Annotated in this window: 17 protein-coding genes; 10 read left to right on the top strand and 7 right to left on the bottom strand. The window is 73.7% G+C overall.

Translation table 11 applies throughout. From position 1 onward, the window contains the following. Positions 1–21: 21 nt before the first annotated feature. Together menD and AOM04_RS04190 are read right to left on the bottom strand one after the other, a co-directional pair. A complete protein-coding gene (gene menD / locus AOM04_RS04195) occupies positions 22–1,674 on the bottom strand; it encodes a 2-succinyl-5-enolpyruvyl-6-hydroxy-3-cyclohexene-1-carboxylic-acid synthase (RefSeq protein WP_062462826.1) in 1,653 nt (550 codons plus the stop codon). Beyond that, positions 1,671–2,558, bottom strand: coding sequence for an o-succinylbenzoate synthase (locus AOM04_RS04190; RefSeq protein ID WP_082104371.1), 888 nt, complete (start codon positions 2,556–2,558; stop codon positions 1,671–1,673). The genes menD and AOM04_RS04190 overlap by 4 nt, the downstream gene beginning before the upstream one ends. 144 nt (positions 2,559–2,702) lie before the next feature. On the opposite strand from AOM04_RS04190, the gene AOM04_RS04185 reads away from it, so the two are divergent. Beyond that, positions 2,703–3,632, top strand: a complete 930-nt coding sequence (locus AOM04_RS04185) for a 1,4-dihydroxy-2-naphthoyl-CoA synthase (protein ID WP_062462823.1) — start codon at positions 2,703–2,705, stop codon at positions 3,630–3,632. Positions 3,633–3,660: 28 nt separating this feature from the next. On the opposite strand, the gene AOM04_RS04180 is transcribed toward AOM04_RS04185, so the two are convergent. Further along, positions 3,661–4,083, bottom strand: coding sequence for a hypothetical protein (locus tag AOM04_RS04180; protein WP_156160605.1), 423 nt, complete (start codon positions 4,081–4,083; stop codon positions 3,661–3,663). Positions 4,084–4,149: 66 nt separating this feature from the next. Continuing rightward, entirely contained in the window at positions 4,150–4,860 is a 711-nt protein-coding gene (locus tag AOM04_RS04175; protein ID WP_062462817.1) for an SIR2 family NAD-dependent protein deacylase, read from the bottom strand. 69 nt (positions 4,861–4,929) lie between these two features. On the opposite strand from AOM04_RS04175, the gene AOM04_RS04170 reads away from it, so the two are divergent. Next, positions 4,930–7,092, top strand: coding sequence for an Ig-like domain repeat protein (locus tag AOM04_RS04170; protein ID WP_062462814.1), 2,163 nt, complete (start codon positions 4,930–4,932; stop codon positions 7,090–7,092). 72 nt (positions 7,093–7,164) lie between these two features. Here the strand turns inward: AOM04_RS04170 and AOM04_RS04165 are convergent, their stop codons facing one another. Continuing rightward, complete coding sequence (locus AOM04_RS04165) at positions 7,165–8,250, bottom strand: DUF3048 domain-containing protein (RefSeq protein WP_169816410.1); 1,086 nt, start codon at positions 8,248–8,250, stop codon at positions 7,165–7,167. Between the two features lie 36 nt (positions 8,251–8,286). Between AOM04_RS04165 and AOM04_RS04160 the strand changes: the two genes are divergently transcribed. Together AOM04_RS04160 and AOM04_RS04155 are read left to right on the top strand one after the other, a co-directional pair. After that, positions 8,287–9,294 carry an AMP-binding protein gene (locus AOM04_RS04160; RefSeq protein WP_062462809.1) on the top strand — a complete coding sequence of 336 codons (1,008 nt, stop codon included), beginning with the start codon at positions 8,287–8,289 and terminating at the stop codon, positions 9,292–9,294. Beyond that, positions 9,291–10,160 carry a 1,4-dihydroxy-2-naphthoate polyprenyltransferase gene (locus AOM04_RS04155; RefSeq protein ID WP_062462806.1) on the top strand — a complete coding sequence of 290 codons (870 nt, stop codon included), beginning with the start codon at positions 9,291–9,293 and terminating at the stop codon, positions 10,158–10,160. Before AOM04_RS04160 ends, AOM04_RS04155 begins: the two co-directional genes overlap by 4 nt. Here the strand turns inward: AOM04_RS04155 and AOM04_RS04150 are convergent, their stop codons facing one another. After that, on the bottom strand, positions 10,161–10,463 hold the full coding sequence (locus AOM04_RS04150; protein WP_062462804.1) for a DUF4229 domain-containing protein: 303 nt from the start codon (positions 10,461–10,463) through the stop codon (positions 10,161–10,163). It lies immediately after the preceding gene. A 31-nt stretch (positions 10,464–10,494) separates the two neighbouring features. Here AOM04_RS04150 and AOM04_RS04145 point away from each other — a divergent pair, with 31 nt between their 5' ends. Further along, positions 10,495–10,788, top strand: coding sequence for a PLD nuclease N-terminal domain-containing protein (locus tag AOM04_RS04145; RefSeq protein ID WP_062462801.1), 294 nt, complete (start codon positions 10,495–10,497; stop codon positions 10,786–10,788). A gap of 12 nt (positions 10,789–10,800) precedes the next feature. Here AOM04_RS04145 and AOM04_RS04140 read toward each other — a convergent pair whose 3' ends face one another. Next, positions 10,801–11,802, bottom strand: a complete 1,002-nt coding sequence (locus AOM04_RS04140) for a LacI family DNA-binding transcriptional regulator (RefSeq protein ID WP_062462798.1) — start codon at positions 11,800–11,802, stop codon at positions 10,801–10,803. 197 nt (positions 11,803–11,999) lie between these two features. Here AOM04_RS04140 and AOM04_RS04135 point away from each other — a divergent pair, with 197 nt between their 5' ends. Genes AOM04_RS04135 through AOM04_RS04115 form a run of 5 tightly spaced genes read left to right on the top strand, consistent with a single transcriptional unit; the run spans position 12,000 to position 18,632 of the window. Beyond that, on the top strand, positions 12,000–13,301 hold the full coding sequence (locus AOM04_RS04135) for an extracellular solute-binding protein (protein WP_062462795.1): 1,302 nt from the start codon (positions 12,000–12,002) through the stop codon (positions 13,299–13,301). Between the two features lie 14 nt (positions 13,302–13,315). Then, entirely contained in the window at positions 13,316–14,329 is a 1,014-nt protein-coding gene (locus AOM04_RS04130; protein WP_062462793.1) for a carbohydrate ABC transporter permease, read from the top strand. Beyond that, on the top strand, positions 14,329–15,207 hold the full coding sequence (locus AOM04_RS04125) for a carbohydrate ABC transporter permease (RefSeq protein WP_062462790.1): 879 nt from the start codon (positions 14,329–14,331) through the stop codon (positions 15,205–15,207). Before AOM04_RS04130 ends, AOM04_RS04125 begins: the two co-directional genes overlap by 1 nt. 58 nt (positions 15,208–15,265) lie before the next feature. Next, positions 15,266–17,566 (top strand): beta-xylosidase/alpha-l-arabinosidase, encoded by a 2,301-nt coding sequence (locus tag AOM04_RS04120; protein ID WP_062462787.1) that lies wholly within the window; start codon positions 15,266–15,268, stop codon positions 17,564–17,566. Between the two features lie 46 nt (positions 17,567–17,612). Continuing rightward, positions 17,613–18,632, top strand: a complete 1,020-nt coding sequence (locus tag AOM04_RS04115; protein WP_062462784.1) for a LacI family DNA-binding transcriptional regulator — start codon at positions 17,613–17,615, stop codon at positions 18,630–18,632. Position 18,633: the final 1 nt, after the last annotated feature.

Here is an 18,633-nt window from a genome sequence, read left to right as displayed (position 1 = left end):
CGTCACATCTGTCATTGGCAATCAGACGACGGCCTCGATCACCTCGAGTCCCGTGACCGGCGCCGCGAGCGCGGCCGCGAGCTCCTCGCGCGAACGCACCTCACGATGGGGGACCCGGTAGCCGGCGCACAGCGCGCCCAGGTCCGCCCCGTGCGGCGTGGTGAACACCCGCTCCAGGTTCTCGGCGGGAGCCGCGGAATGCTCGAGACCGGAGAAGATGGTGCCGCCGCCGTCGTTGACCACGACGATCCGCAGCCGCGGCCGCTCCTCGCGCGGCCCGACGAGCAGCCCGCCGGCCTCGTGCAGGAACGTCACGTCGCCCATGAGGGCGTGGACGATGCGCCCCGACCCGAGCGCGACGCCGGCGGCGGTCGAGATGGTCCCGTCGATGCCGGCGAGGCCGCGGTTGGCGACCAGCAGCGGCGCCGCTCCCGCGGGGGCGGCGGCCATGAGCCGGTCGAGGAGCCGCACGGGCCCCGACGATCCGACCACGCCCCACACGCCGTCCCGCAGCGACTCGGCGAAGGCCGCCGCGACCACCCGCGTGCCCCAGCCCTCGGGGGACGCGCATCGTGCCCCGCCCGCGCGCCACTCGGCGAGCCAGCCGGGGTCCGCCTCGTCGGGGGCCGTGGACCACAGCCACGACGGCGGCACGTCGCGCAGGACCGCCTGCGCGTGGGCCGGGGCCTCGCGCCAGCGCGCGCCGAACGCCGCCACGATCAGCGCCGGCGCCCGCGCGATGAGCGCCTGGACCGGACGGGTGAGGGTGGGGCGGCCGATCACGACCACCTGGTGGACGCGTGCCGCGAGATCGGCGCCCTGGGCGGACTCCAGCAGCCTCACGTAGTCGGGGATGCAGTGCGAGCCGGAGCGGGCGAGCGAGGTGGGCTCGGCCAGCAGCGGCCAGCCGTGCGCCTCGGCGACCTGCCGGGCGACGTCGCCCGCGCCGTCGCCGGCGATCACCACGCCGCGCGCGACGGGCGGCAGCGGCAGCGGCTCCTCGGCGGGCACGAGGATCGGGATCCCGCCCGTCGGGGTGTGCAGGCGCGGCGGGTCGAGCCAGACGCCGCCGTCCGCGCCCAGCGGCTCGCGGAACGCGATGTTCACATGCACCGGGCCGGGAGCGGCGGTCATGTCCTCGCGCGCGCGGTCGCCCGCGGCGGACGCGACGGCACGCTCGGCCAGCGCGGTGGCGCGGTCGCGCTGCTCGCCGATCTCGGACGCGGGCACGTCCGCCTCCCACCGCACGAACGCGCCGAAGATGCCCACCTGGTCGGTGGTCTGGTTCGCGCCGACGCCGCGCAGCTCGGCGGGACGGTCCGCGGTGAGCAGCAGCAGCGGCACGCCCGAGTGGTGGGCCTCCATGACCGCCGGCAGCAGGTTGCCGACCGCGGTGCCCGAGGTGGTGACGATCGCGACGGGCCGGGGGTCGCCCGCGGCGGCGCGGCCCCGCGCGATGCCGAGCGCGAGGAAGCCCGCGCTGCGCTCGTCGATGCGCACGTGCAGCCGCACGCGCGGCGCCCCGAGCGGCGGGCTCTCGGCGCCGGCCTCCGCGAGCGCGTGCGCGAGCGGTCCGGAGCGGGAGCCGGGGCTGAGCACGTAGTCCTCGACGCCGCGCTCCGCGAGGGCCGCGACGAGCGCGCGGGCGAAGGCGCCGGACGGATGCTCGCTCACGCGGTCACGTCCAGCGCGACCGGCCCGATGACGCCGCCGCGCGGCACGATCGTCTCGCGCACGGTGTCGTCCGCGAGCAGCTCCCCGGTGCCGAGCCCGCACGCGTACGGCAGCTCGGGGACGGCGCGCGCGAGCGCGACGCCGGCCGCAAGGCCCACCGAGGACTCCATCGCGCTCGACACCACGATGGGCACCTCGTAGCGGTCGACCACGTCGAGGCAGCGGCGCACGCCGCCCATGGGGGCGACCTTGAGGATGAGGATGTCGGCGGCGCCCGCGCGCATGACCTCGTCGGCGTCGCCGGGCAGGCGCACGGACTCGTCGGCGGCGACCAGCACGTCCTGGCGGCGGCGCACCTCGGCGAGCTCGGCCACGGTGCGGCAGGGCTGCTCGACGTACTCGAGGCCCGGCCCGCCGCCCGCTCGCGCAGCGGCGTCCAACTCGCGCAGCGCCTTCACCGCGGTGTCGACGTCCCACGCGCCGTTCGCGTCGACGCGCACCCGTCCGCCCGGGCCCAAGGCGACCGCGACGGCCTCGACGCGGCGCGCATCGTCCCTCAGGGACACCGTGCCGGCGACCTTGACCTTCGCGGTGGTGCACCCGCCCGCGGTCGCGAGCTGGGCGGCGCGGCCGGCGGGGAGCTCGGGGACGATGCTGTTGACGGGCACCGTGTCGCGCACCGGCGCGGGCCACTCGCCGCGCGCGGCCTCCATCGCGGCCTCCCACCAGCGGTTGGCGCGCTCGGGGGTGTAGTCGTCGAACGGGGAGTACTCGCCCCACGCGTCCCGCCCGTCGGGCCCGGTGCCGCGGATGAGGACGCCGTGGCGCTCCGTGACGCCGCGGAAGCGCGTCGACAGCGCGACGCGGAAGGGGCGGAACTCCATGACCTCAGCCTAGGGCTCGACTCCCAATGACATTTGTGACGCATGGGACGGGTGGGGTGCGGGTGCCGCAGGCACCGCGCCGCCGCCGCCCGTCACACCAGCCACACATGTCATTGCGAATCGTCCGCACTACGCTCGGGTGCCATGAGCGACATCCCGGCGCAGGTCTCCGACCTCATGGATCCCACCCAGTGGCGCGCGATCGAGGGCTTCCCCGACGCGGACATCACGTACCACCGCTGGGTGTCGCGGGACGAGGCCGGCGAGCGCGACCTCCCCGCCGTGCGCATCGCGTTCAACCGTCCCGAGGTGCGCAACGCCTTCCGCCCCCAGACCGTGGACCAGCTCTACCGCGCGCTCGACCACGCGCGCCAGACGGTCGACGTCGCCGCGATCATCATCACGGGCAACGGCCCCGCCGCCGACGGCGTGCACGCCTTCTGCTCGGGCGGCGACCAGCGCATCCGCGGCAAGGACGGCTACCTGTACGAGGGCACCGCGCAGGACGCCCCCGCGTACGGCGGCCGCCTCCACATCCTCGAGGTGCAGCGCCTCATGCGCCACTCCCCCAAGGTCGTCATCGCGGCGGTCAACGGCTGGGCGGCCGGCGGCGGCCACAGCCTGCACGTGGTCGCGGACCTGTCGATCGCGAGCCGCGAGCACGCGCGCTTCAAGCAGACCGACGCCAACGTCGGATCCTTCGACGCGGGCTACGGCAGCGCGCTGCTCGCGCGCCAGGTGGGCGACAAGCGGGCACGGGAGATCTTCTTCCTGGCACGCGAGTACTCGGCGGACGATGCGGAGCGCTGGGGCGGCGTCAACGAGGCGGTCCCGCACGCCGAGCTCGAGGCGCGGGCGCTCGACTACGCGCGCATCGTCGCGACCAAGTCGCCGCAGGCGATCCGGATGCTCAAGTTCGCCTTCAACCTCGCGGACGACGGCCTCGCGGGCCAGCAGGTGTTCGCGGGCGAGGCGACCCGGATGGCCTACATGACGGACGAGGCGCAGGAGGGCCGCGACGCGTTCCTCGAGCGCCGCGACCCGGACTGGACGCGCTTCCCGTACGCGTACTGAGCCTCGCGTCGCAGTCGACGCCCCCGGGTCAGGCCCAGGACACGCCGCCGACGCCGTGCGTCAGCACGTACATCGCCACCGCGCACCAGGGCAGGGCGCCGAGCCCGATGCCCGCCCATGCCAGCCGGACCGCCCGCGTCGCGCGCGCCACGGCCGCCGGTGCGTGCGGGCCGACCCGCGCGCCCTCCCGCACGGCACGCGCGCGCACCAGCACGGCGATGCCCGTCAGCGCAGGCAGGGCGACGAGCACGAGGAACATGTCCGCGGGCAGCCGCAGGTCGTCCGTGGCGGACGGCATGGACCCGAGGCCGAACGCGATACCCGGAAGCGCGAGCAGGAAGAGCAGGCCCGCGACGAGCGAGAGGATGCCCAGGGCGAACGCGACGTCGACCGCCCGCGGCACGCGCGACCGCCCCGGCCGCCGCTCCGCATCCGCACCGCCTCCAGGCATCCGGACCCCCTCCCGTTGCGGCACCGTACCACCGCGCCTACGAGGTGGTTCGCTCTCCCGCGAGGCTCAGGCCAGCCACTCGTCGACGAGCCGCGGCACGGCCTCCTCGATGGGCTCGCGCACCACGAGCGACGCGTCCCGGTCGTAGCCCGTGGGGGACGCGTTGACGATCACGAGGGACGCGCCGGCCGCGACGGCGGTGCCCGCGAGCGCGGCCACGGGGTAGACCTGCAGCGTGGTGCCGACCGCCACGAACGTGTCGCACGAGCGCGCCGCCCGGTCCGCGCGCTCGAGGTCCCGCGCGCGCAGCGCCTCGCCGAAGTAGACGACGTCGGGCTTGAGGAGGCCGCCGCAGTACGGGCAGCGGGGGTCGGGGGTCTCGGGGAGCACCTCGAGCACCTCGCGCGTCGCGAGGGAGAGGCCGCATCCCAGGCACGTCGTGGTGGCGAGGCGGCCGTGCATCTCGACCACCGCATCGTCCGGGGTGCCGGCGGCCTGGTGGAGGCCGTCGATGTTCTGCGTGAGGATCGTGTCGCACGCGCCGGCCGCGACCAGGCGGGCGAGGGCACGATGCGCGGGCGAGGGCCGCGCCGACCACGCGCCGTGCGCGGCCCAGTCCCGCCAGCCCTCGATGCGCGCGTCGCGGTCGCCGACGAACACGTCGATCTCGAGCAGCCGCGCGCGCTCGGGATGACGCGTCCACACGCCGTCCGGCCCGCGGAAGTCGGGGATGCCCGCGCCGGTCGAGACGCCGGCGCCCGTGAGGACGGTGATCATCCCTCCATCATGCGCGCGCCCACGGCACGGCGTGCATCATCCCTGTTCGCCTGCCGCTAGCCTCGCGCTGTGACCCACGCCCCGCGCCGGACGGCCCACCTCCTCGTCAGCGCCACGGTCGCGCTGGCCCTCACCCTCACCACCGCGGCCGCGTCAACGGCGTCCACCGCGTCGATCGCGGCCTCCACGGGCGAAGCGGTCGACGGCCGCGTCCTCGACGTGATCGCCGAGACCCCCGGCGAGAGCACCCCGGCGCACGTCCTGGTCGAGGACGACGGCACGGTGACCCCCGTCACGGGCGACGCGCTCGACGGCATCGACACGGGCGCGACCGTGAGCACCACCGTCGAGGACGGCCAGGTGCGCGCGGCCACCGTCCTCGAGCCGACCGCCGCGACCGCGACCGTCGCGGCGCACCGCGCGTACGTGGTGACCGTCGCGGACCCCGCCGCCACCGGCGCCGTGCCGCTCGCGACCGCCAGGGCCGATGCGCTCGCCGCCGCGGACTACTGGGTCCGGGAGGCACGCGGCGCGATCGGCACGTTCACGGTCGCCGGCTCCGCGACCATGACCGTCACCGACACGTGCGCCACCGTCGACGCGTACTCGCTGTGGACCCAGGCGGCGGCGCTGTTCCCGAACGTCTCGTTCGACGCGGGCACCAACCACCTCCTCGTGTACACGCCGACGAGCTGCACGTGGGACTACGCGGGCATCGCGACGGTGGGCGCGGGCATGAGCGGCGGCTACGTGCACATCCCGGAGCCCTTGCTGTCGGCGACCGTGCACGAGCTCGGTCACAACCTCGGGCTGGGCCACGCGGACCTCATCTGGGGCGACCCGTTCGCCACGAGCAGCGGCTTCGCCGAGTACTACGCGGCGTACGGGCCCATGGCGGCGAGCATCGGCTCGCTCGCGCCGGCGACCCTGCCCGCGCAGTCGCGCCGGTTCCTCGACCTGCCCGGCTACGCCGACGGCACCCAGGCCATCACGGTGACGCGCGGCTCCGGCGCCGCGAAGGTCATCACGCTGGCGGACAGCGCGTCCGGCACGGGCGTGACGGCCGCCACCTTCGGCGAGACGCGCGACGGGGAGCGGTTCACCTACACCCTCGAGTACCGCGCCGGCACCGGCGAGGACGCCACGGCGTTCTTCGCGCTGACGGGCGACCTCGCGCCGAACGGCGTGACCGCTCGCTACGAGCCCGGCGTCACCGTGACGTGGGGCCCCGACTCGTCGGAGCTGTACCAGTTCGCGCAGAAGCGCGCGGGCGGCGTGCTGGACACGTCGTTCCAGGCCGGCGAGCAGTTCGTCGACCCGACCGGGCTGTTCACGCTCGACGTGGTGTCCATCGCGGACGGCGTCGCCACCGTCAAGGTGACCGCGGGAACCACCGCGGCGGCGTCCTCCACCGCGATGTCGGCGCCCGCCGTGTACGCGGGCTCGTGGGCCGTGGCCCACGCCACCGTGACGTCGTCCCACGCGGTCGGCGGCGGCACCGTGACGTTCTACGTCGACGGCGCGAAGCGCGGCACGTACGGGCTGAGCGGCGGCAGCGTCGACGCGCCGCTGTCGAAGAGCCTCGCGGTGGGCACCCACCAGGTGCGCGCCGTGTACTCGGGCGCCGCGGGTGTGAGCGGCTCCTCGGCGACGCGGACGCTCACCGTCAAGGCGAAGGTCGCCACCACCACCAAGGCGACGGCCACGAAGGTCGCCTACGGCACGCACGGGAAGGTCACCGTCACGGTCGTCGGCTCCCCCACGCCCACCGGCAAGGTGACGGTGACCGCGGGGACCTGGAAGGGCACCGCGACGCTCGCGTCGGGCAAGGCCACGATCGCCACGCCGGCGACGTGGGCGCCGGGCACCCGCACGCTCACGGTCGCCTACGGGGGATCCGCCAAGGCGAAGGCGTCCGCGACCACGGTCCGCGCGACCGTGATCAAGGCCACCCCGACCCTGAGCTCCTCCGCGACGACCGCGGTCCGGCGCGGCGCGAAGGCCACGCTGGTGGTCACCGTCGCGAGCCCGGTCGCCGCAGAGTCGGGCGCCGTGCGCCTGTACGTGGGCACGACGGCGGTCTCGGGCAAGGTCACGCTGACGCGCTCGGGCTCCGTCTACACGGCCAAGGTGACCACGAGCGCGCTGCCCCAGGGCCGCATCGCGATCCGGTACTACGGCAACACGTACCTCAAGGAGCGCCGCTCGGACACCCGGTACGTCGCGCGATAGGCGGCGCGCCCGGGCCGGCGCTCTCGCACCCCGCGCCGGGACGCCCGCCCACGGCAGGCGCCCGCCCGCGGGCTACTTGATGGTGATCGACGTCGTGTTCGCGATGCCGCGGTTCGGGATGAGCTCGAACCACGTCTTGCCCGGGGCCAGCGCCACCGGGTCGCCGTCGACGGTGGTGAGCTCGAAGGGCTTGAACTGGCCCTTCTTGCTCCACGTGATCTTCACCATCTTGTCGCCCGACACCACGAACCCGTTGCCGGACTTCCCGGCCACGAGCGTCTCGGGCACCGACGACGTCGCCGAGCCGCTGGTGTACTGCACGGTCACCCACAGCATCACGACGTTGGACGCCGACAGCTGCGTGCCGTCCGTCGTGACGTGCGGCGCGCCGGCCTCGTAGCGCTTCCACACGCCCGCGGACTTGTCCCACCGCCACTGCGGCTGCGAGAAGCGCGACATGTCGATGTCGATGGACGAGGCGCCCTTGCCCTCGACCTGCGCGGTCGCGAGGCTCGCCGGGTAGGCGATGTCCCACTGCTGCTCGGGCGCCTTCGCGTCGGTCTGCTCGGCGAACTGCGCGAGGTAGCCGTGGAGGTTGTGCGGCGCGACCTTGTCCGCGGTGCGGTAGAAGCCGTAGTCGCCCACGTCCTGCGTGATGATGTCCTGGCCGGACGCCACCGTCGCGTCGATGAAGCGGTTCTGCGCGCCGGAGAAGATCAGCGGGCCGCCGAACGAGCCCATGATGTTGCGGTCCATGGGGCGCATCGAGCGGATCGGGCCCACCGACGTCGGGTAGCTCGACTGGAACACGGCGATGAAGCGCGAGATGCCCGCCTCGACGTACTCCTCGAACACCACGTCGGCCTTGTCGAGGTTCTCCTGGGGGCGCGCGTCGGCCGTGTTCTCGATCTTGATCGCGAGCGCGGCGCGGGCCAGCCCCTTCTTCGTCGCGTCGGTGGCGTCGAGCCCGGTCAGCGGCCAGGTCACCGCGGGCCGCGGGTCCGCGGGCGCGGGCGGCAGCGACACGGCGGACACCGCCGGGGACGACTCGGGCGTCACGGTGGTGCGGGGACCGCTCTCGGTGCTCGGGGAGCACGCCGCGAGCAGGGTCACCGCCGCGGCGGCCACGAGGGCGCCGGCCTTGTGCATCGCTGTCATGCCGACGAGTGTAGGGGGCACCCTAGGCTGGTCCGCGTGACCTACGCGCGCCTCGCCGACCATCCGCTCGCCGCCGTGGACGATGCGCTGGCCGGGCGGGCGCGCGGCGTCGCCGCCGCGACGTCCGGGTCGACGGGCGCCCCGCGCGAGGTGCTCGTCCCCACGGCGGCGATCCGCGCGTCGGCGGACCTCACCGCGCGGCGCCTAGGCGGCGAGGCCGCATGGCTGCTCGCGATCCCGGCCACGCGCATCGGCGGCGCGATGGTCGTGGCGCGCGCGCGGATCGCAGGCGCCGCGCTGGTCGAGATGCCCGGCGGCCCGTTCACCGCCGCCGCCTTCGCCGAGGCCACCGCGCGCATGCCCGCCGGCCGCCGCCACGTCTCGCTCGTCCCCACGCAGGTGCGCCGCCTGCTCGACGACCCCGCGGGCCGCGACGCGCTCGCCTCCTACGACGCGGTGCTCGTCGGCGGCGCCCCCCTGCCGCGCGGCGAGGAGCCCGCGAACCTGGTGCGCACGTACGGCATGAGCGAGACCTCCGGCGGCTGCGTGTACGACGGCGCCCCGCTCGACGGCGTGCGCGTCCGCCTCCGCGACGACGGCCGCATCCTGCTGTCCGGCCCGACCCTCGCGGACGGCTACGCCGACGGCGACGACTCCGCCTTCCTCGTGGACGAGGACACCCGCTGGTTCGTCACGAGCGACCTCGGCGAGCTGCGCGACGGCCGCCTCGCCGTGCTCGGCCGCGCCGACCACGTCATCAACACCGGCGGCGTCAAGGTCCACCCGCAGGCCATCGAGCTCGCGCTCGAGCGCGCCGGCGCGACCGCCGCCGCGGTGGTCGGCGTGCCCGACCCCGAGTGGGGCCAGGCCGTCGTCGCGGTGGTCGAGGGCACGGTGGACGATGCGTCGCTCGCCGCCGCGCTCGAACGTCTCGCCCCGTACGAGCGGCCCAAGCGCATCGTCCACGCGCCCGTGCCCCGCACCGCGGGTGGGAAGATTGACCGGCCGGCCGCCCGGGTGCTGGCGAGCGAGGAGGACCGATGACCACGACCGCCGACTGGATCGCCGGAGCGCGACCCCGCACCCTGTGGACCGGCGCGGTGCCGGTCATCGTGGGCTCGGCGGCGGCGATCGCGGAGGACGGCTTCCGCCTGGGCCCCGCGCTGCTCGCGGCGGGCGTCGCGATCGCGCTGCAGGTCGGGTCGAACTACGCGAACGACTACTCGGACGGCATCCGCGGCACCGACATCGACCGCATCGGCCCCGAGCGCCTGGTCGCGTCGGGCAAGGCGCTGCCGCGCTCCGTCAAGCTCGCCGCGTACCTGTCGTTCGCCGTGGGCGCCGTGCTCGGCCTCGCGCTGGTCGCGTGGGTCGGCATGTGGTGGCTGCTCGCGGTGGGCGCCGTCGCGATCGTCGCGGCGTGGACGTACACCGGGACCTCGCGCCCCTACGGGTACGCCGGCTGGGGCGAGGTGAGCGTGTTCGCGTTCTTCGGCCCGATCGCGCTGCTGGGCACGATGGTCACGCAGGCCGGGCACGTGACGTGGTGGGCGGCGGTGGCGTCGGTGGGCGTGGGGCTCTACGCGGTCGCGCTGCTGCTGGTCAACAACATCCGCGACCTCGAGACGGACGCGCTCGCGGGCAAGCGCACCCTCGCGGTCAAGGTGGGCGAGCTGCGCGCGCGCCAGCTGTTCGCGGGCGCGGTGACGCTGCCGATCGTGTGCTCGGTGCTGATCTCGTTCGCGCACCCGTGGGTGCTGATCTCGACCGTGGTCGCGCTGCCGTCCGTCATCATCGCGTTCGGGATGCGCATGGGCGCGTCCGGCCGGAACTTCGGGGTGATGTTCCAGGGGATCAGCGGCGTGGGCCTCGCGTACGGCCTGCTGCTCGCCGTGGGGCTCGCGCTGTAGCTAGCGCGACCCGTGCGGGCGGCGCTCGTCGTCCGCCGCCTCCGCCGCATCGTCCACGGCGCCGATCTCGGCGTCCTCCTCGGCGTCGGCCTCGCGCAGGCCCTTCTCGGACCGCGAGATCCACCCGTCCATCTGCTCGCCCGCACGCAGCCGCATGCCGGGCAGGAGCAGGTACGACACGAGCCACGCGACCACGAATGCCGCGAAGAACACCATGATGTCCTGCCAGCCCACCGCCCACAGGATCCCGAGGACGGCGAGGAAGATGCCCGTGCGGGCACCCCAGTAGGACAGAACGCTCATGCGTCAACGGTACCCGGCGTACGCTTGGACGATGGGCCGCGTCCTTCCCTTCCTGCTGTACCTGGGGCTCGTCACGTACGCGCTGTCGGACGCGATGCAGCGCCCCGAGAGGGACCCGTACGGGCTGCCGAAGTGGCTGTGGGCGGCGATCATCGTGCTGCTGCCGTACGTGGGTGCGCTCGCGTGGATCGTGCTGAGCCGCACCCGGCCGGACCCCGCCCCCGAGCAGCGTGGGCGACCCGTGGCGCCGGACGACGATCCCGAGTACCTCGCGTGGCTGCGCGAGCAGGCGCGGCGTCGGAAGGGCACCGGCGAGGGTCGGTAGCCGGGCCCCGGGTCAGCGGCGCGGCGGCGCCGTGGTCGCGCGCGCGATGAGCTGCGTCGGCAGGACCACGTGGCGGTCCGTGACCTCCTCGCCGCTCATGAGGCGCGTGAGCATCTCCGTGGCGGCGATGCCGAGCCGGCGCATCGGCTGGCGCACGGTGGTCAGCGGCGGGTCCATGCGCGAGGCCTCGAGCACGTCGTCGAAGCCCACCACCGACAGGTCGCGCGGCACATCGAGCCCGAGCTCGCGGGCGACGTCGACGATCGCGATCGCCGAGACGTCGTTCGCCGCGAACACGGCGGTCGGACGCTGCGGCTGGCTCAGCAGCGAGCGCGCCCGGTCGCGCGCCGTCTCCTGGTCGTAGAAGCCCACGCGGATGAGGTTCGGGTCGACCGCGATACCGGCCTCCGACAGCGCCTTGCGGTAGCCGGCGTCGCGGGCGCGCGACGAGCGCAGGTCGGGGCGGCCCGCCACGAAGCCGATGCGGGTGTGCCCGAGCTCGATGAGGTAGCGCACCGCGGTGACGGCCCCGCCGAGGCTGTCGCTCTCGACGGTGGGGATGTCGACCGGACCCAGGTGGGGGTCGATCGCGACGATGGGCACGTCGGCGACAGGGACGAGCACGGACGGCGTCACGAGGATCGCGCCGTCGATGAGGCTGCCGCTGAGCCGCCGCAGCGACTTCACCTCCCAGCCGACGCGCTCGGCGCCGTACGCGCCCGAGTAGGCCAGGAGGTCGTAGTGCGCCTCCGCCACGGCGGCGCCGACGCCCTTGAGGATCTCGGCGCTGAACGGCTCGAACTCGGCGACGAGCACCCCGACGACGCCCGTGCGCATGCCGCGCATGCGGCTCGCCACGAGGCTCGACTCGTAGCCCATCTCCTCGACGACGGCCATCACCCGGTCGACCGTCTCCTGGGCGATGCCGTAGCGGCCGTTCACCGCCTTCGAGACGGTCGAGATCGAGACACCGGCAGCCTCGGCGATGTCACGGATGGTCGGACGTTGGCCCATGCTCCGTAGATTACGGGATGAAAAAGGTTTTCGAAAACATTTGACACCCCTTCCGGGGCGTACTGATACTCGACCTCGCCAACCCGTCCGCGGGGCGGCGTGACACAGGCCGGGGCCGACGGAGGCCCCGACGGCCGCACCGCTACGGCGACCCAACGGAGGGCCGCCGCTCAATGAAGAGAGACAGGTGTCATCAGATGAAGTCCACCCGAATGCGCGCAGGCGCACTTCTGGCGGCCGTGGGCGCGCTCGCGCTGACGGCGTGCAGCTCGGACGGCAGCTCCGACGGCTCGAGCTCGGGCGCCGACGGCGGCCCGGTCACCCTCACCCTGTGGCAGAACTCCACCACGGGTGACGGCATGCAGTACTGGCAGGACATGGCGACGGCGTTCCACGAGAAGTACCCGAACGTCACCGTCGAGGTGCAGTCCATCCAGAACGAGGACATGGACGGCAAGCTCCAGACCGCCCTCAACTCGGGCGACGCCCCCGACATCTTCATGGCCCGCGGCGGCGGCAAGCTCGCCGACGTCGTCAAGGCCAACCAGGTCATGGACCTCACCGACAAGATCAGCGACGCCACCAAGTCCGCGCTCGGCGGCGGCATGAGCGCCTTCACGATCGACGGCAAGGTCTACGGCGTCCCCACCGCGATCCTGCCCGAGGGCTTCTTCTACAGCCAGGACATGTTCGACGCGGCGGGCATCTCCGACACCCCGACCACGCTCGACGAGCTCAACACCGACGTCACCAAGCTCAAGGACTCCGGCGTCGACGCGATCGCCGTGGGCGCCAAGGACGCGTGGCCGGCGGCGCACTGGTACTACAACTTCGCGCTCCGCGAGTGCTCGCAGGACGCGATCAACCAGGCCGCGAGCACGCGCTCGTTCGATGACGACTGCTGGCTGCGGGCCGGCGACGACCTCCAGACCTTCGCCAAGACGGACCCGTTCAACAAGGGCTTCCTCACCACCTCGGCCCAGCAGGGCGCGGGCTCCTCGGCGGGCCTCGTCGCCAACCACCAGGCCGCGATGGAGCTCATGGGCGCGTGGGACCCGGGCGTCATCGCCTCGCTCACGCCCGACGAGAAGGCGCTGCCCGACCTCGCGTGGTTCCCGTTCCCGGCGATCGACGGCGGTGACGGCGAGGCCGGCGCCATGATGTCCGGCGCCGACGGCTACTCCTGCTACGTGGACGCCCCCGCGGAGTGCGTGGACTTCCTCGACTTCATCTCGGAGAAGGCCAACCAGGAGGCCTACGCCAAGGCCTTCCAGACCATCCCCGCGAGCAGCGAGGCGCAGGGCGCGGTCACCGACCCGGCCCTCACCAAGCTCCTCGAGGCCTACAACGAGGCGCCGTACGTGGTGCTCTGGCTCGACACGATGTACGGCCAGAACGTCGGCAACGCCCTCAACGTCGCGGTCGTCGACATGCTCGCCGGCAACGGCACCCCGCAGGACATCGTCGACGCCGTCAACGAAGCGGCCCTCAAGGGCTGATCGGCGGACACGTCATGGCTCCTCTGAACGGCAGCGCCACCCAGGCGCCCGCCACCACCACGGAGCCCGCGACGGGCGGGGACGGTGCGCACGCATCGTCCCCGCTCCCGCGCGGGACCTCCCGCCGCCGCTGGGGCATGCGCGCCGAGATCGCGCTGCTCGCGGGACCGGCCCTCCTCATCTTCCTCGCGTTCGTCATCTTCCCGGTGATCATCGCGGCCTACTACGGCTTCTTCAGCTGGAGCGGCTACGGCCCCGCCACCGACTTCGTGGGCCTGCGCAACTACCAGGTGATCCTCCAGGACGACGCGTTCCAGGCCGCGCTCAAGCACAACGTCATCATCGTGGTGCTGTCGCTGGTCATCCAGGGCCCCATCGCCATGGGCCTCGCGCTGCTGCTCAACCGCAAGATGCGGTTCCAGTCGGGGCTGCGCATCCTCATCTTCGCGCCGTACGTGATCTCCGAGGTCGTCGTCGGCACCGGGTGGGCGCTCATCCTGTCCTCCAACGGCGCGCTCAACGGCCTGCTCGACAAGGTCGGGCTCGGCAGCCTCGCGCAGGACTGGCTGTCCGACCCGTCGATCGCCATCTGGACCCTGATGGCGGTCATCACCTGGAAGTACATCGGCTTCGCGGTGATCCTGTTCCTCGCCGGCCTCCAGGGCATCCCCGAGGAGATCACCGAGGCCGCGGCCATCGACGGCGCCTCCTACTGGCAGATCCAGCGCCGCATCACGCTGCCGCTCATGGGCCCGACGCTGCGCATCTGGGCGTTCCTGTCGATCATCGGCTCGCTCCAGCTGTTCGACCTCGTCTACATCATCTGGGGCCAATACGTCGCGGAGACCGCGGGCACCTCGACGATGGCGACCTACATGGTCTCGTCGGGCCGCAACGCCGGCAGCTACGGCTACGGCAACGCCGTCGCCGTCGTGATCTTCCTCATCTCGCTCGCAGTCGCCCTGCTCTACCAGCGGTTCGTGCTCCGGCGCGACACCGAGGGCGCCGTCACCGGAGGGACCCGCTGATGTCCGCCACGACCCTCGCCCCGCGCACCTCCTCGGCCAAGGCCCCGCGCGGCGGCGGCCACGAGAAGCGCGCCAACCTCGGCATCTACTTCGTCGCGCTGCTGCTCGTCACCGTGATCGTCGCGCCCATCGCGTACATCATCATCGGCGGCTTCCGCTCGAACGCCGAGATCACCCAGGATCCGGCGGGTCTGCCCACCGACTGGCGCATCGAGAACTACTCCAACGTGCTCGGCTCGACCACGTTCTGGCGCGAGGTGGCCAACTCCACCATCGCGGCGGCGGTGACCACCATCCTCGTGGTCGTGCTGGGCGTGATGGCGGCCTACGTGCTCGCGCGCTACTCGTTCAAGGGCAAGGGAGTCCTGTACTCGGTGTTCGCCGCGGGCCTCATGTTCCCCATGACGGTCGCGATCACGCCGCTGTACATCCTGGTGCGCAGCCTCGGCCTGATGAACTCGCTCGCCGGCGTGATCGTGCCGCAGGTCGCGTTCCAGCTGTCGATCACGATCATCATCCTGGTGCCGTTCCTCCGCTCGCTGCCCCGCGAGCTCGAGGAGGCGGCGTCGATGGACGGCTGCAGCAGGCTCGGCTTCTTCTGGCGCATGGTGATCCCGCTGTCCAAGCCCGGCGTCATCACGGTCGGCATCCTCGCCTTCATCGCGAGCTGGAACAGCTACATGCTGCCCCTGTTCATCCTCAACAAGGAGGAGTCCTACACGCTGCCGCTCGGCGTGCAGGCCTTCGCCTCGCAGTACTCGGTCGACACCGCGAAGGTCCTTGCCTTCACGTCCCTGTCGATGATCCCCGCCCTCGTGTTCTTCAGCCTCTTCGAGCGTCGCATCGTCGGCGGTCTCACCGGTGCGGTGAAGGGCTGACGCACGCCGTCCCGGCCCCGGCGGCCATCGACCACGCACGACCCAAGGAATCGAGACCATGCACAGCAGCACCACCGACCGTCCCGCGGTGTCCGACCGCGTGAGGCGGCTCCACGAGCGGATGACGCTCGAGGAGAAGATCGCCCAGATCGTCGGCTTCTGGGTGGACCAGGGAGACGAGATCGTCGCGCCGATGGCCGGCGAGATGAAGGCCTCCGGCCGCTACGACGAGGCCGTCGCGCTCGGCATCGGCCACCTCACCCGCGTGTACGGCACGCGCCCGGTCGACCCGGTCGCGCGCGCCGAGTGGCTGTGGGCCGAGCAGCGCCGGCTCCAGACGGAGACGCGGCTGGGCATCCCCGCGCTGGTCCACGAGGAGTGCCTGACGGGCCTCGCGGCCTGGAAGGCGGCGACGTATCCGACGCCGCTCGCGTGGGGCGCGTCGTTCGACCCGGAGCTCGTCGAGGAGATGGCGGCCGCGATCGGCGGGTCGATGCGCGAGCTCGGCATCCACCAGGGCCTCGCGCCCGTGCTCGACGTCATCCGCGACCCCCGCTGGGGGCGCGTCGACGAGTGCATCGCGGAGGACCCGTACGTGGTCGGCGTGATCGGCACGTCGTACGTGCGCGGCCTCCAGTCCGCGGGCGTGCACGCGACGCTCAAGCACTTCGTGGGCTACTCGGGCTCGCAGGCGGGACGCAACCACGCCCCGGTCCACGCCGGCCGGCGCGAGCTGCAGGACGTGTTCCTGCCGCCGTTCGAGATGGCGGTCATCGACGGCGCCGTGCGCTCCGTCATGAACTCCTACGCCGAGATCGACGGCGTGCCCGTCGCGTCCGACCCCGAGCTCCTCACCGGGGTGCTCCGGGAGCGCTGGGGCTTCGACGGCGTCGTGGTCGCCGACTACTTCGCGGTCGCGTTCCTCGAGACGATGCACCGGGTCGCCGTGGACAAGGCGGCCGCCGCGCGCCTCGCGCTGTCTGCGGGCGTCGACGTCGAGCTGCCCTCCGGCGACGCCTATCTGGCGCTCGCCGGGGACACGGATGCCGAGGCGCTCGTCGACCGCGCCGTGCTGCGCCTGCTCGCGCAGAAGGAGGAGCTGGGCCTGCTCGACGCGGACTTCTCCGCGCCGCCCACGAGCATCGACCTCGACTCCCCCGCGCATCGTGCCCTCGCCCGCACCCTCGCCGAGCGCTCGGTGGTCCTCCTGTCGAACGACGGCACGCTGCCGTTCGCGGGCCCCGCGCGGCCCCGCCGCATCGCGGTGATCGGCCCCAACGCGGACTCGCGCTCGGCGATGATGGGCTGCTACTCGTTCGCCAACCACGTCCTCGCGCACCACCCGGGGACGCCGATGGGCTTCGAGGTGCCCACGCTGCTCGACTCGCTGCGCGACGCGCTGCCCGACGCGGAGATCTCGTACGTCCAGGGCTGCGACGTCGAGGGCACGGACGCGTCGGGCCTCGACGCGGCCGTCGCGGCGGCGCGGGAGGCCGATGCGGTGGTCGTCGCGGTCGGCGACCGCGCGGGGCTCTTCGGGCGCGGCACCGTCGGCGAGGGCAACGACGCGGAGAGCCTCGACCTGCCCGGCGTGCAGCGCCGGCTGGTCGAGCAGGTCGTCGCGACCGGCACGCCGGCCGTGATGGTCGCCCTCACGGGGCGCCCGTACGCGCTCGACTGGGCGCTCGACGGCGCGGCGACCCCGCGCGCGGTGCTCCAGGCCTTCTTCCCCGGCGAGGAGGGCGGCCGCGCGATCGCCGCGATCATCGCCGGCGAGACGGGTCCGTCGGGCCGCCTGCCGGTGTCGATGCCGCGCTCCGCCGGGGCGCAGCCGTTCTCGTATCTGCACCCCCCGCTGGGCGGGCCCTCCGAGGTGACGTCCACGGACAGCACCCCGGTGCGCCCGTTCGGGTTCGGCCTCGCGTACACCGCGTTCGAGCACACGGGCCTCACGGTCGCACCCGAGGCCTCCACCGCGGGCGCGTTCGAGGTCACGGTGACGGTCCGCAACGTCGGCGGCCGTGCAGGCGCGGACGTGGTCCAGCTCTACGCGCACACGCCGTCCCGCTCGGTCACCCGCCCCGTCGCGCAGCTCGTCGGCTTCGCGCGGGTCGCGCTCGAGCCCGGCGAGTCCGCCACCGTGACGTTCGACGTGCCGGCCGGCCGTCTCGCGTTCTCGGACCGCACGTACACGCGCGTCGTGGAGCCCGGCCCGGTCGAGCTGTGGGTCGGCGGCTCGTGCGCCGACCGCGCGACCGAGGCCCACCTGCGCCTCATCGGCGACACGCACGCGGTGACCACGGCCGACCCGCGCGTGGTCGCCACGACCGTGACCCGGGGAGCCGCCGCGACGCTCTGACCCCTGGGATGCGCCGCGCGAGCGACGCGCACGCAAGAATGCACGCATGACCGAGACGCCCGCCGGCCCCGCCACGATGTCAGATGTGGCGCGGCTGGCGGGCGTCTCCGTGATGACGGTGTCCAACGTGGTCAACGGCCGGGCGGGCCGCGTGAGCGACGACACCCGGGCCCGCGTGCTCGCCGCCATCGAGTCGCTGGCCTACCGGGTCAACGTGCCCGCACGCCAGCTCCGGCAGGGGCGCAGCGGCACCATCGCCCTCGCGGTGCCGGACTTCACGTCGCCCTACTACGGCGAGCTCGCGGCGCGGCTCGCGGACCGGCTCGCGGGCCACGGCCTGCGGCTCGTGGTCGAGCGCACCCTCGGCGCCGTCACCGAGGAGCTCGCCGTGCTCGAGCGCTCGCGCCTCGACGCGTACGACGGCCTGCTCCTCGCGCTCGCCGGCGGCAGCGCGCGCGACCTCGAGGCGCTCGACCCCGCGCGCCCCATGGTGCTGCTGGGCGAGCGTGCCTCGTCCCCGCGGCTCGACCACGTCGCGATGGACAACGTCGGCGGCGCGCGCCTGGCGACGGGCCTGCTGCTCGACCGCGGCGCCACCCGGGTGGCGGTGATCGGCGGCTCGCTCGCCGACGAGCCCTCCATGTCCTCCCTGCGCACGCGCGGCTGGCTCGAGGCGCACCGCGAGCGCGGGCTCGAGCCCGACCCGGCGCTCGTCGTGGGCGGCGGCGTCGGCCTGGAGGCGGGGCACGATGCGGTGGCCCGGCTGAGCGCCGCGGGCGTCGCCTTCGACGCGGTGCTGGGGCTGACGGACTCAGCCGCGATCGGCGCCCTGGCGGCGCTGGCCGAGGGTGGCCGGCGCGTCCCGGCGGACGTGCAGGTGGTCGGCTGGGACGCCACCGAGGCCGCGCGCTTCGCCGTGCCGGCCCTCACCACCGTCGATCCGCGCAACGACGCGATGGCGGACGAGGCGGTGCGGCTGCTCCTGCGCCGCCTGTCCGGCGAGACGGGGCCGGCGGAGCACGTCGCGCCTCCCGCCGTGCTCCTCGAGCGCGCGACCACGCGCTGAG

It is taken from the genome of Demequina soli, assembly GCF_000971195.1.
GTDB classification, from domain to species: domain Bacteria; phylum Actinomycetota; class Actinomycetes; order Actinomycetales; family Demequinaceae; genus Demequina; species Demequina soli.
This window is presented reverse-complemented; position numbering and strand designations above follow the sequence as displayed.